This is a genomic window from Cellulophaga algicola DSM 14237 (assembly GCF_000186265.1).
Taxonomy (GTDB): domain Bacteria; phylum Bacteroidota; class Bacteroidia; order Flavobacteriales; family Flavobacteriaceae; genus Cellulophaga; species Cellulophaga algicola.
In genome coordinates this window covers 617,272-630,621 of the sequence record NC_014934.1, presented here as the reverse complement: position 1 = coordinate 630,621, position 13,350 = coordinate 617,272, and the positions used below count along the sequence as shown (strand labels likewise).

At 32.6% G+C, this 13,350-nt stretch carries 10 protein-coding genes; 7 read left to right on the top strand and 3 right to left on the bottom strand.

The genetic code is table 11. The annotated features are described in order from the left end of the window. Nucleotides 1-29: 29 nt before the first annotated feature. On the top strand, nucleotides 30-932 hold the full coding sequence (locus CELAL_RS02630) for a LolA-like protein (RefSeq protein WP_013549365.1): 903 nt from the start codon (nucleotides 30-32) through the stop codon (nucleotides 930-932). 67 nt (nucleotides 933-999) lie between these two features. Here the strand turns inward: CELAL_RS02630 and ppgK are convergent, their stop codons facing one another. The 3 genes from ppgK to CELAL_RS02615 all read right to left on the bottom strand — a co-directional run bounded on the left by ppgK (nucleotide 1,000) and on the right by CELAL_RS02615 (nucleotide 3,442). Then, nucleotides 1,000-1,743: a polyphosphate--glucose phosphotransferase gene (ppgK, locus tag CELAL_RS02625; RefSeq protein WP_013549364.1), complete on the bottom strand. Its 744-nt coding sequence runs from the start codon at nucleotides 1,741-1,743 to the stop codon at nucleotides 1,000-1,002. Nucleotides 1,744-1,811: 68 nt separating this feature from the next. After that, complete coding sequence (locus tag CELAL_RS22770) at nucleotides 1,812-2,627, bottom strand: NUDIX hydrolase (protein ID WP_013549363.1); 816 nt, start codon at nucleotides 2,625-2,627, stop codon at nucleotides 1,812-1,814. A gap of 131 nt (nucleotides 2,628-2,758) precedes the next feature. Then, on the bottom strand, nucleotides 2,759-3,442 hold the full coding sequence (locus CELAL_RS02615; protein WP_013549362.1) for a cell division ATP-binding protein FtsE: 684 nt from the start codon (nucleotides 3,440-3,442) through the stop codon (nucleotides 2,759-2,761). Nucleotides 3,443-3,637: 195 nt separating this feature from the next. Between CELAL_RS02615 and CELAL_RS02610 the strand changes: the two genes are divergently transcribed. From CELAL_RS02610 to CELAL_RS02585, 6 genes are all read left to right on the top strand, one after another. Continuing rightward, nucleotides 3,638-4,873 (top strand): PAS domain-containing sensor histidine kinase, encoded by a 1,236-nt coding sequence (locus CELAL_RS02610; protein WP_013549361.1) that lies wholly within the window; start codon nucleotides 3,638-3,640, stop codon nucleotides 4,871-4,873. 159 nt (nucleotides 4,874-5,032) lie between these two features. Further along, a complete protein-coding gene (locus tag CELAL_RS02605; protein WP_013549360.1) occupies nucleotides 5,033-8,050 on the top strand; it encodes a tetratricopeptide repeat protein in 3,018 nt (1,005 codons plus the stop codon). Between the two features lie 26 nt (nucleotides 8,051-8,076). Further along, on the top strand, nucleotides 8,077-9,831 hold the full coding sequence (locus CELAL_RS02600; protein WP_013549359.1) for a TonB-dependent receptor: 1,755 nt from the start codon (nucleotides 8,077-8,079) through the stop codon (nucleotides 9,829-9,831). Nucleotides 9,832-9,991: 160 nt separating this feature from the next. After that, the gene (locus tag CELAL_RS21350) at nucleotides 9,992-11,083 is read left to right on the top strand and encodes an OmpA family protein (protein ID WP_052303972.1); all 1,092 of its coding nucleotides are present in this window, start codon (nucleotides 9,992-9,994) and stop codon (nucleotides 11,081-11,083) included. Between the two features lie 97 nt (nucleotides 11,084-11,180). Beyond that, nucleotides 11,181-11,747 carry a PepSY domain-containing protein gene (locus CELAL_RS02590; protein WP_041557439.1) on the top strand — a complete coding sequence of 189 codons (567 nt, stop codon included), beginning with the start codon at nucleotides 11,181-11,183 and terminating at the stop codon, nucleotides 11,745-11,747. Nucleotides 11,748-11,876: 129 nt separating this feature from the next. Further along, entirely contained in the window at nucleotides 11,877-13,277 is a 1,401-nt protein-coding gene (locus CELAL_RS02585; protein ID WP_013549356.1) for a hypothetical protein, read from the top strand. Nucleotides 13,278-13,350 lie beyond the last annotated feature (73 nt).

Genomic DNA, 13,350 nt, shown 5'->3' with positions numbered 1-13,350 from the left:
CTTATTTCTCTAACACTTAAAATACATCAATGAAATTAGGATTAAATATAGCCCTTGTTGCACTATTGCTGTTAGTTGGGTCATGCAAAGAGCAACCTAAAAAAACAGAAACTGTAACCTCTAAAGAGGTTCAGGAACCTGCTTATCATATTCCAGAAACTTGGGTAGCTAATAGAGTAGGTAAAGCAAAAGAAAGATTAAATGCTACAGACGCAGGTAAAATTGTTTGGAGTGCAATGGAAGCACATGGCGGCTTAGCTACTTGGTATAATAATGGTTACTTAGCTTTTAGGTTTGATTACCAGCCATTAGACGGTTCTACGCGTAGAAACTCCTACCAGACCATTGATACTTGGAATAATAAAGCGAGACATACAAGTTATGCGGATAGTACAGCAATTTTTGGTTGGGACGGAAAAGAGGCTTGGGTTAAAGCTAAAGATAGTACAGCTTTTGAATATGATACTAGGTTTTGGGCTTTAACACCTTTGTACCTTGCGGCACATCCTTTTATTTTAGATGGTGAAGGGGTAAATTTAGAATTGTTACCGCAGAAAGAATATAAGGGGAAGTTGCAAGATGTTGTGAAAGTTACTTTTGGTAAAAATGTAGGTGATGCACCAGATGATTTTTATATTTTATATTTTGATAAGGATACTCATATAAATAGTGCTACTAGATATATTGTTTCGTATCCTCAATACTTTCCAAAAGGAGGTCATGCTCCAGAGAAAATTATGGAAATTGTAGGACAGAAAGAAACCAACGGAATTCTTCTTCCAACTGGGTTAAAAACACATTGGTTAGATGAAAATGAGGAAATGGGAGAATATATTACTAAAATAGAAATTAGTGATGTTACATTTATACCAGAAGTTCCTGAGGATTATTTTTCTAAACCAGAAGGCGCAAAATTAGTACCTGCTAAATAAGAATATATAGGATATAAGAAAGCCTCAAATTCATTGAATTTGAGGCTTTTTTTATGGAAATTAGGTTTTATTTTTTCTTTTTAAATGCAGCAGTAGCTGCGCCAATGATTCCTGCATAGTTTTGTAATTCGGCTGCAATCACAGGTGTATCAATTTTTATGTATTCTTTAAATTCATCAAAATCCTTAGAAGTCCCTCCGCCTATGATTATTAAATCTGGTGAAACAATAAACTCAACATACTTTAAGAATTTATTAAATCTTTTCCCCCATTTTTTATAGCTCAATTTTTCTTTTTCTTTAATGGAGGCGGCAGCATAATGTTCAAATTTATCATGCTTTTTATAAGGAATTTGACCTAATTCAAAATTGGGCAACAATTCTCCATTAAAAAAAGCGCCACTGCCTAAACCAGTGCCAATAGTAATCATAATTACCAAGCCTTTTTTTCCTTTTCCTATACCATAGTTCATGGTGGCATATCCTGCTGCATCTGCATCATTGATTACGGTAACAGGTAAACCTGTGTAATCGCTAAAAAGTTCCTCTGCGTTTACACCTAGCCATTTTTTACTTAAATTCCCATGAGCTTTACAAACTCCATTTTTAATAATAGTAGGGAAACCGCAACCAATAGGACCTTGATATTTAAAATGTTTAACAATTTTAGCAAATATTTCTGCTATTTCTTCGGGTTTTCCTGATTTTGGAGTTTCTATTCTGAAACGTTCGGTTAGTAGCTCGCCTGTAACGGTATTCACTAATGCCCCTTTAATTCCTGAGCCTCCAATATCAATTCCTAATAAAGTCATTTGTTTATTTTAATGGTATAGTACAGCAAAAGTAGCGAAAAAAAATTATGATTTTGTTAACTTTTTACTCACTTAAGTAAACCCTCGTGATGTAAATAGTCAAATATGATTTTATCAACTTCAGAAACTTGCTCTTTATCTTCGTAATTTAACCAAACAAATTCTTCTATCTCAGAAGCAGCTTGTAGCCTTCCAGTATATTCAGCAAAATAACAGGTCATTCTAACTAATGTGCCAGGTTTATGGCTGTCTGCTTGTGCTTCAAAAACACCGAGAAAATCTAAAGTTTTCACGAGTAAATCAACATTTAATTCTTCTTTAATTTCACGTAAAAGAGCAACGTGATCTGTTTCTTCGCCTTCTCTTTTGCCTCCTGGGATGTAGTATTTGTTTCTTCCTTTACTTCGTGTGCTTAATATTTGATAATTATTAATATGAATCCATGCTAATTTATCGATAATTTGATCGGTTGGTTCAATATAATAATCAATAGAATTTAAGGAGTGATTGGGGTCTAATTTATCTAATATGGTATCTATGAATTTACCAAAACTAGTAAGTGTTTCTAGCTGTTTATTTCTGCCCAGAGCGCTAGAGATTGTTTCGTCTCTATTGCCAAATTTATAGCCCAATGGAGTTATCCATAAGGTGTTAATTAAGTGTTGCATTGCAACATTGCCTAATTGATCAATTGAAATAGCAATCTTTAAACAATATTCACCAATCCCTTTAATTCCTTTTGTAAATAGGTTGTAAAAAATACCGTATATAAAGCCCAAGGGTATGGTCACTGCAGCTAAGATGATGGAAACTAAAAATAAAAGTATCCCAATGAAAGGTTTTATTTTCTTATCAGGTTTAAAATTTTCTTTTTTTAAGATCATCTTTAATACGTAAAGTGTTTTGTTTTATTGGGCCACTTCATAAATGAGAGTGGTCAATGTGGCATTGATTCAAATGCTGTATTCGTACTTATATTTTCTTCTAATAGTTTTGTACATGTGGTAATTGTTTTTTAAACGGCTTTTTGAACGACTTCAAAAACCTTATTGCCATCGCATTTAAGTGTCTTAGAAGGGTATTTTAAAATTAACGCATAATCATGAGTGGCCATTAGAATGGTACGCCCTGTCTTATTTATTTCTTGAAGTACTTTCATAACTTCTACACTAGTCTGGGGGTCAAGATTCCCTGTAGGTTCATCAGCTAAAATTAGTTCAGGATCATTTAGGAGTGCTCTTGCAATAGCAATACGTTGCTGCTCACCGCCAGAAAGTTCATGCGGAAATTTAAATCCTTTTGTTTTCATTCCTACTTTATCTAAAACAGTTTCTACTTGGGTATCCATTTTAGTTTTGTCTTTCCAGCCTGTAGCTTTTAAAACAAATAGTAAATTATTATTGATACTACGATCTGGTAATAGTTTAAAATCTTGAAAAACAATACCAAGTTTGCGTCTTAAAAAAGGAATGTCTTTTTCTTTTAATTTCCTTAAATCAAAATCTACAATGCTTCCTTCGCCATGATTTAACGGGAGGTCTCCATAGAGTGTTTTCATAAAACTACTTTTTCCGCTTCCTGTTTTGCCAATTAAGTAAATGAATTCTCCTTTTTTTATTTCAAGGTTAATATCATTCAAAACCAAGTTTTCTTTTTGGAAAACAGACACCTCTTTTAATTTTAATACGCTCTCAGCCATAGTTTCTAATATTGTTATAAAAGTAGTAAGATATCATAGAAATTAATAGTTGCTTGCTATAAAATATTTATTAATTTTCAATAGTTCTTTTGTCTGGAATTGAGTGAGTTAGTTGAATTTTTTTTCTTACGTGTAGGAAAAATAGCTATCTTAGGGGAGAAATAATAAACTTTTAAAATATTGTGCTTTAAAACTATGGAAGTCAACCACCATAATACTAGCGTTCAAGATTTATATCAGGAAATAGAACAATTAAAAGAGCAAAATAAGAAGCTACTTTTGTTTCATTCTTCTAAACAGGAAATTCAGAAATCATACGATGAACTGTTATTGAAGTTGAATACAGATAGTGAAGTCTATACCCATACTATTTTAGATAATATGGGCGATTCTGTTTTTGTTAAAGACAATCACAGTAGGTTATTATTAGTTAATAATGCTTTTTGTGAGATGTTTGAGATGTCCCAAGATAATATTATAGGAAAAACATTAGCGGAAGATGTTTCTGAAACGGAAAGAGATAAGTTTTTAGAAGTTGATAAGCAAGTGTTATTAGATGGTGTTGAAAACATTAGTGAAGAAACCATAACGCTTAAAAGTGGTGGGCACCGAATGATATCTACCAGGAAAACACGTTTTATTAATACTTCTGGGAAAAAATTTATAATTGGAGCCATAAGAGACATCACCATTAATAAGAAGGCAGAACGAGCGCTTTTCGAAAGTGAAAGTCAGTTGCGGGAATTAAATATTACAAAAGATAAACTTTTTGCGATTATAGCTCATGATTTGAGAAGTCCCTTTAACAATATCCTCACCTTGTCAGGATTAATAGAAGACGCTATAAAGGAAAATGATATTTCTTTATTGGGCGAATATGTAAGTTTGATTAAAACTACTTCTAAAGCTACACTTACCTTGCTTGAAAATTTATTAACCTGGTCTAATGCACAAAGGGACCAAGATAATTTGCAAAAAGAAAAGTTAAATATTCAGGACTTAATAGAAGAAGTTCAGGAGTTTATTCAGCATTTGGCAAAAACAAAAAATATAGCCATTAAGGAACCCAATTTGGAATGTATAAAGATTTATTCTGATGCGAAAATGCTCAAAACTATTTTAAGAAATTTGTTGTCTAATGCGGTAAAGTTTACCAAATCTGGTGGAGATATAGGTATATCTGTAATTAAAAGATCAGATAATTTAGAATTTGTAGTTTCTGATTCTGGAATCGGGATGAGTGCAAAAGTTTGTGAGCAATTGTTTGAAGCAGGTACAACTATTTCCTCTAGAGGTACCGCAAATGAAATAGGGTCCGGATTTGGTTTGGTACTTTGTAAAGAATTTGTAGAAAAATTAGGAGGTAAAATTTGGGTTGAGAGTGAAATTGGTAAGGGGAGCGACTTTAAATTTACCTTACCTGTGTGTTAGAAAACTTACTAAATTATCTTTTTTTGTCTGCTATTTATTATTTTTTTTACATCCTTTTTAAAATAAAATAAAAAGTATCTTCGTTCTCATATACTTTAGGTACACTATTTGTCGTTGTAGCTACTAAATAAAGGTATTTCTTAATTGTTGGAGAACATTATGCTGAAGAAAAAAACCGCGTTATTGCTTAGTTTTATTGGGACTTTGCATCTATTGAGCGCTCAAGAATCCAAAATCTACACCCACGATCAGAAAGAGTATCAACAAGCGTTGACACTCTACTCTAATGAACAATTTCAAGCTGCTCAAGCAATTTTTGAAAAGGTTAAGTATAGTACAAAAGATCCAGAGACCGAAGCAAATAGTACGTATTACGTGGCTAACGCCGCTGTAAGGCTAAATCAGTTAGGCGCAGATAAGCTGATGGAAAGTTTCGTAGAAAAATATCCAACCTCTACTAAACGAAATTCTGCATATGCTGATGTAGCAGACTATTACTTCGAGACAGGTAAATATCCCTATGCCTTAAAATGGTATAAGAGAGTAGATCAAAATTCATTATCACAAAGTGAAAAGGATAAGTTTAACTTCAATTACGGTTACGCACTATTTTCTTCTAAAAATTCTAAAGAAGCGGAAACCTATTTAAATAAGGTAACCAATTCTCCAGTATATGGCTCTCAAGCCAAATATTACTTAGGGTTTATTGCGTATCAACAAGATGATTATGCTGGAGCAAATCAGCGTTTTGATCAAATAACAGATCAAAAGGTATTAGAGGAAAAATTGTCCTATTACCAAGCAGATTTAAACTTTAAGTTGGGTAAGTTTGAAGAGGCTATCGCTTTAGCAAAAACCCAAATGCAAAAAGGCGATCGTCAAGAGAAATCTGAATTAAATAAAATTATAGGTGAGAGTTACTTTAATTTAAATCAATATGAAAATGCTATTCCTTATCTCTTAGATTATCAGGGTAGAAACGGGAAATTTAGCAATACAGATTACTATTTTCTAGGATATAGTTACTATAAAAAAGGTGATTATGCGAATGCTATTCAGCAATTTAATAAGATTATTGGAGGTACGAATAGTGTTTCCCAGAATGCTTATTATCATTTAGCAGAATGTTATTTAAAGCTAGATAAAAAGCCAGAAGCTTTAAATGCTTTTAGAAATGCATCTCAAATGGAGTATACTCCAGAAATACAAAAAGATGCGTTTTTGAATTATGCAAGATTAAGCTATGAAATAGGAAATGCGTATGAAAACGTACCTAGTGTTTTAACTAATTACTTAGAAAAATATCCTAAAGATGAGCACACTACGGAGATACAGGAGCTTTTAGTAGATTCTTATATAACGTCTAGGAATTTTGCAGGTGCCATGGAGCTTTTAGAGAACAACAAATCTTATGCAAGTAAAGCTACTTATCAAAAAGTTGCTTTTTATAGAGGAGTAGAGTTATTTACGAATACAGATTATTCTGGAGCTATCTCCGTGTTTAAAAAGTCATTAGATAACGCTGAAGATCCTAAATTTAAGGCTCGAGCAAGTTACTGGAAAGCAGAAGCAGAATACAATAGTAATTTGTTTAAAGAGGCATTGAGTAGTTTTGCCGAATTTCAGAAAAACCCGCATGCAAAGTCAACACCAGATTATATAGATTACAATTATAGCCTAGGATATACTAATTTTAAGTTGAAAGAGTATGTTAATGCGGCAACTAATTTTGCAGCTTACGCTAGTGGAAGCACTGATGTAGATAAAAAACACGATGCATATTTGCGTTTAGGAGATAGTTATTTTGCGTCTAGTAAGTACTGGCCTGCTATTGAAGCCTACAACCAGGCATTAGAAGGGGCAGGAAGTGAGAAGGATTATGCAGCTTTTCAAAAAGCATTAAGCTATGGTTTCGTAGATAGAGCAGCAACTAAAATAGAGGAGTTAAATGCTTTTATAGGAAGATACCCAAAATCTACCTTAAAAGATGATGTTCTTTTTGAGTTAGGGAACTCTTATGTAAGAGGTAATAAGGAAGAAGAAGGACTTAAAGTTTATGATAAGTTAATTAGTGAGTATAAAGGAAGTTCACTTGTGCCACAAGCGATAGTGCGTCAAGGCTTGGTTTATTATAACTCTAATAGGAGTGACCAGGCATTGGTAAAATTTAAAACTGTAGTTCGTGATTACCCAGATACACAGGAAGCGGTACAGGCGGTTACTACAGCTAAACTTATTTACGTTGATTTAGGAAGGGTGAGTGAATATGCCGAATGGGTAAGAGGTTTAGATTTTGTAGAAGTTACGGATGCAGAATTAGATAATGCTACTTTTCAATCGGCAGATCAAAAATATATAGAAGGTAATAGAGAGCAGGCATTAAAAGGGTATCAAGCCTATTTAAAAGAATTTCCTAAAGGCTTGCATGCCTTAAAGGCAAACTTTAACCTAGCCCAATTGTACTTTGCTCAAGGCGATAAGGATAAAGCTTTACAGAATTACAAAAATGTAGTAGACAGAGGCGCTAACGAATATGGAGAGCAATCATTAACTAGAGTTTGTGAAATTTATATAGGTAAAGGCAGCTACACCTCCGCATTACCATATTTAGAAAAATTAGAAGCAACGGCAAATATTCAGCAAAATAAAACCTTTGCACAGTCTAATTTAATGAAAGGGTACTTTGCGCAAAAAGAATATACAAAAACAATTACTTACGCAGAAAAAGTATTGGCATCTTCTAAGATAGATGATAGAATTAAGAGTGATGCGCACACCATGATTGCACGTTCTGCAATTAAAACAAATAACGAAGAAAGAGCTAAGCAAGCTTATTCTCAAGTATTGGCAATTGCTACAGGAGAATTGGCGGCAGAAGCCTTGTATTATGATGCGTACTTTAAAAATAAGGCAAGAGATTTTGAAGCTTCCAATGTTTCTGTTCAAAAATTAGCTAAAGATTACTCCGCATATAAAGAGTGGGGAGGAAAAGGATTAATTCTTATGGCTAAGAATTTTGATGCTTTAGGAGATGCATATCAGGCAACATATATTTTAGATAGTGTAATTGTTAATTTTGCACAGTATCCAGAAGTTGTTGCAGAAGCAAAAGCAGAAGCCTTCCGTATTAAATCTAAAGAAGCAAAAAGCAATTCCTCTGTAAATCCAGAAAATTAATTATCAAGTTGCAAAAGAGACACTATATGCACAAGTTCATAAAAATAAGTACGCTTCTTTTTTTAGGCGTTTTTCAATCTATAACAGCTCAAGAAAAGGATAAAGATAGTATTGGTACACAAACAGTAACGGTTGTAAAAGCCTATAAGCCTACTGTTTCCGATGCTTTTAAGATAAAATCTGTTCCACAAATTAATGATTCTATCGTTTTAAAAAAGAAACCGATAGCCTATAGTATAAATTCTGTTCCAGTTGCTTCTACATTTACTCCTGCAAAAGGTAAAGCGGCGACGGTAGATAAAGTACCGCCACCAATCTTGTATGATTCATATGCATCTTTAGGTTTTGGAACTTATGATAATGCGCTGGCAGATTTTTATACGAGCAGAACTATTAATAGAGATGAACGTTTAGATATTGGTCTAACGCACCATTCTTCTAGAGGTAAATTAGATAGCGTAGCGCTAAAAAATGCTTTTTACGACACTAAATTAACTGCTGCATATTCTAAAGGTGATTCTGATTTAAATTGGGGAGCAAATTTAGGATTACAGCACCAATTATATAATTGGTATGGAGTACCTGTTGGGGCTTATAGTGATGAGGTGATTAATAGTATAGACTCAAAACAGAATTATTTCAATGCAGAAATCTCTGGGTATTTAAATATGGATAATGCTTATTTAGAAAGAGGAGAAGCCTTAATTCGTCGTTTTTGGGACGCTACAAAATCTGGTGAGAATAGAGCAATGTTAAAAGGTGTTGCGCAATTTCCAATCGGAGATGAAAATATTCGTATCAAAGGAAAATTAGATTATTTAGGAGGTGTATTTAAAAATGCTAGTTTAAATAGTACAGTGAACACGCCAGAAATAAACTATAGTTTATTTCAAGTAGGGGTGGGGCCAAGTATAGAAATTTTAAGAGATGACCTAACTTTAAATCTAGGAGTGAATTTAGTTTTTGGACTAGATTCTGAAAATAGCGATAGTAATTTTTATATCTACCCAGATATAACCGCAAGTTACCGAGTACTAGATGAAACGTTAATTGCCTATGGAGGTATCCAAGGGGAATTAATACAGAATTCTTATTATGATTTTGTAGAAGAGAATCCATTTGTCTCTCCTACTCTAACCGTGCAGCCTACGGACCAAAAGTACAATGCTTATGCAGGGATCAAAGGGCAGTTGTTGCCAAGTTTAAGTTATAATTTAAAAGCTTCATATAAGACAGAAAATAAGAAACCATTGTATAAGTGGAACCCAGAGAATACATTTCGTAATGATGAAAAAGGATACTATTATAATAATTCTTTTGATGTTTTTTATGATGACGTAAAAACATTAGGCATTTTTGCAGAGTTAAATCTAGATATAAAAAGAAACTTCTCGCTAGGTATAAATGCTGAAGCATATACCTATTCTACAGAAACAGATAACCCTGCATGGAACTTACCTAAAGTTACTAGTTCTATATTTATAGATTATCAGATAGATAAACAATGGTACATGGGAGCTACGCTGTTTTATGTTGGTGAACGTGAAGATTTACAAGCCTCAGTACTACAGAATGCAGACCCTGTAGATTTCCCTTCTACTATTGTTACTTTAAATAGTTATTGGGATACTAATGCACATGTGGGATATAGGTTTAATGAGCAATTATCAGTGTTTGTAAAAGCAAATAATATAGCAAATTCTAACTATATGAGATGGGCAAATTATCCTGTTCAAGGATTTCAGCTTTTAGCAGGTGCTACCTATAAGTTTGATTTTTAAATAATTATAAGTATATTTGTAGGAAATAGCAATTATAACTTACATATTTTGTAGCTTAAAACGTGTGTTTTTAGCAATGATAAAAAAGGTCAATTGTAGATGTTACAATAGACCTTTTCTATTTTAAAGATGTTTGGTAGTGCTAACAAATAACCTAGAAATGAAAACGTTCCCCCAAATCGTGTTTTTGTTTTTTGCGCTGAATTGTTTCGTTGCGAAAGGCCAAAATTTAGTAAAAAACCCAAGTTTTGAAACTAGTTATAGGTGTCCAAAAGAATTTGGATCTCTAGATGTTGATGCAGAGAGTTGGAGAAAACCAACTTTAGGTACTACAGATTATTTTAACACCTGTAGTGCAGAACTTCCTGTTGAAAATAACTTTATTGGTTCTCAATTGCCGTATGACGGTGAAGCCTATGCAGGTATGTATTTGTATGCTCCAAATGATTATAGGGAGTATATTACAGCAGAGTTAGAAACGCCCCTAGAAAAAGATAAACTATATAAAGTATCCTTTATGGTGAGTTTGGCAGATGATGTTGAATTTTCTATAAAGGAGTTTGATATTCTATTATCAAAATCAACTTTCGAGATGAATACTTCTAAATATTTAGATGTGAGGTATTTTTCAAAATCAGCACAAGTAAATTTTAAGAGAATTCAATCTAATAAATATTTAGACAATACAGCGGAGTGGGTTGAGGTCTCTACAACAGTTATGGCCAAAGGATATGAACATTTTTTGACCATTGGTAATTTTATAAATAATGAAGACACTTTTAAGCAAGAGGTAAAGAAAGCATCTCGTAAATCTGCTTATTATTTCATTGATATGGTTTCTGTTACATTAATTCCTAGTTATACTCAAAACCAACTTTATGTAATAGAAGAGTTGCTTTTTGATTTTGATGAAACCAGTATTGAAATAGATTATAACCAACAATTAAGTGACTTAGTTACGTATCTAAAAAGCAACCCTAAGCTTAATGTTTATTTATATGGTCATACAGATGCAATGGGTTCCGTGAAATATAATGATGATTTATCTGAAAAAAGAGCAGCGACAGTTGCTAGTTTTTTGGTGAAGTCAGGATTGAGTAAGAATAGAATCTCTTGGAAGGGTTTTGGGTTTAAAAAACCTGTGGTTAGTAATGAAAAAGAAGATATTCGTTTTAAGAATAGAAGGGTAGAGTTTTTAGTAGCCGAGCCACAAAGTAACTATGCTAAGAACTTATATGAAGATCAGAATTAATTTTAGCTTTTTTTTGATAAAATCTACAAAATAATATTCTTAACTTCCGCAACTGTTCTGCGTTCTAAAGAGCTTCGTTCAATTGCTGTTGTATCCTATGAGTCCTAAAACTAAAAGAAAAAAACAAGCCAAAATATTACGAATATTCAGAAAAGTTCACCGGTTGATGGGAGCTTTCTTATTTATTTTTTTCTTTATTATTTCTATTTCGGGGCTCTTGCTAGGTTGGAAAAAAAATAGCGCAGGCTTGCTTCTTGCGGAAACCCAAAAAGGATCTAGCTCAGAATTCTCTGAATGGTTGCCTTTAAGTGTGCTTTATGAAAAAGCGGCTACAGTGATGAAAGATTCTGTTGATGTAACAACACCAATAGTCTTAGATCGTGTAGACATCCGAAAAGATAAAGGGGTAATTAAGTTTATTTATGAAGACCATTATGGCTTACAGTTAGATGGTGCTACTGGAAATTTATTAGAATTTGGTAAGCGTCATTCAGATTTTATTGAAAATTTGCACGATGGTTCAGTGTTAGATACTTATTTTAAGACCTCTGGCAACCCTATTAAACTTATCTACACTACGTTAATGGGTATTGCCTTATTAGTGTTTACAATAACAGGTTTTTGGCTTTGGTATGGTCCCAAGCGCATGCGGAAGACTTCTTAAATAATTAAATTTTGTTAGATACATTAGAAGTACTACCGAATATTTGAGTGATTTAGTACGTTATATTTTAAAACCATTTTTAAATTGTGATAAGGACAGCTTTTTACAAAACAGGATATAAAATTATTTATGGCAATTAATCCGGATTTTTTACATGCTAATTTTAAGGATAACGTTTCAAAATCTAAGTTGATTATAGGTGTTTTATTAGGGCTGATTTTAGCTTTTCTATTATATGAATTTTTTTATTTTTCTAGAGAAATATTTCGTGTTCTTTCCTTAACCAGTGAATATGATATAAGCATATTTTCAGATGATGAGGTTAGTTTTTATAACTTAATTTTTGCATTTCTTGCTGCTATTTTTGGGCAATCTACCTGTTTTGTGTATTGGTTTGATTTTCCTCTTAAAGCATTTAATTTTAGACCAACACGATTGCGAACTATTGTTAATGATCAACGTAACCTCAATTGGTATTTTCTCAATTGGTTTGTGAAAGTTGCACTAGTCTTTGGTGTTTTATTCTATGTTGATGGCCTAGGGTGGTATTATGATTTTAGTTTTTACCCAGAATTTATTTACCTCTTTATTCTTATACTTGTTGTTTTGTTTCTTCAAACTTGGACTACCATTTTATTGGTCTTTAAGACTAGAGCTTTTAAATGGATGTTGTTGTCTGGGATTGTGCTTACTGGAGTCGCAATTGGTTTATCTAAGATTAATCTAATTTCATATACTACCATAAATAATTTAGTGATTGAAAAAAGAATTAATTCAAGGTTTCAACTCAAATTGCCTTACAGCAATATGTATACGAAGCAAACAAAAAGAATTACATTACCAAAAGTTTCTGTGGCGTTTGCTAAGAATGACGCAGCATATATGGCTCCAGTTTATTTGCTTGGAGATGATGTTTACACTATTAAAAGTTTATTCTTAAAAATGAATAATCTTAATATGCAAAGACTTGAATTTGAAAGGATGCAGGAAGCTGGCTTTTATTTTCAAATTGATAGGAATATGCCGATGTCTGTTGTGGAAAACATAAAAAAAGAACTAGGAATTTTAGACTTTCAATGGTTAAACTTTATGGTAATGCCTCCTAATTCAACATCAGATGAATTTCGATATTTCTCTAATGATATACTTTCTCTAAAAATAGGTAATCAACAACATTCTGTATACCTCGATTTTGAAAAAAATGAATATTCCAATCCTATTGAAATTCGTTTTATTGAGGGTAAATTTATGATTAACAATACTATTGTTGCTAAGGAAGATTTCTCTAGTGTGCTATTAGAGCATATAAATAGAGATAAGAATTATTATTTTAATTTCTATTTTAATGATAGCTTACTTTTTGGACACTATATAGAAACCTATTCCCAACTGTTAGAAACTACTAATGAATTTAGGGATAATTTGTCCGAACGTATGTATGGGATTCAATTTTCTAAGCTTAACCAAGAAGGAAAAGAGGTAATACAAAACGCATTTCCTTTTAGATACAATGAAGTAGTTTACGAATAGCTATTACAGCTGCGGCCATCCATAAACTATTTTAGTTTTCTTCTTGTTTTATCCTCTCATAATCTTAAAAAAC

Bases quoted from the DNA above. Each gene is read 5' to 3' on its own strand.
- CELAL_RS02630 (WP_013549365.1), top strand. From the start codon at position 30: ATGAAATTAGGATTAAATATAGCCCTTGTTGCACTATTGCTGTTAGTT.
- ppgK (WP_013549364.1), bottom strand. From the start codon at position 1,743: ATGACTTTATTAGGAATTGATATTGGAGGCTCAGGAATTAAAGGGGCA.
- CELAL_RS22770 (WP_013549363.1), bottom strand. From the start codon at position 2,627: ATGATCTTAAAAAAAGAAAATTTTAAACCTGATAAGAAAATAAAACCT.
- CELAL_RS02615 (WP_013549362.1), bottom strand. From the start codon at position 3,442: ATGGCTGAGAGCGTATTAAAATTAAAAGAGGTGTCTGTTTTCCAAAAA.
- CELAL_RS02610 (WP_013549361.1), top strand. From the start codon at position 3,638: ATGGAAGTCAACCACCATAATACTAGCGTTCAAGATTTATATCAGGAA.
- CELAL_RS02605 (WP_013549360.1), top strand. From the start codon at position 5,033: ATGCTGAAGAAAAAAACCGCGTTATTGCTTAGTTTTATTGGGACTTTG.
- CELAL_RS02600 (WP_013549359.1), top strand. From the start codon at position 8,077: ATGCACAAGTTCATAAAAATAAGTACGCTTCTTTTTTTAGGCGTTTTT.
- CELAL_RS21350 (WP_052303972.1), top strand. From the start codon at position 9,992: ATGAAAACGTTCCCCCAAATCGTGTTTTTGTTTTTTGCGCTGAATTGT.
- CELAL_RS02590 (WP_041557439.1), top strand. From the start codon at position 11,181: ATGAGTCCTAAAACTAAAAGAAAAAAACAAGCCAAAATATTACGAATA.
- CELAL_RS02585 (WP_013549356.1), top strand. From the start codon at position 11,877: ATGGCAATTAATCCGGATTTTTTACATGCTAATTTTAAGGATAACGTT.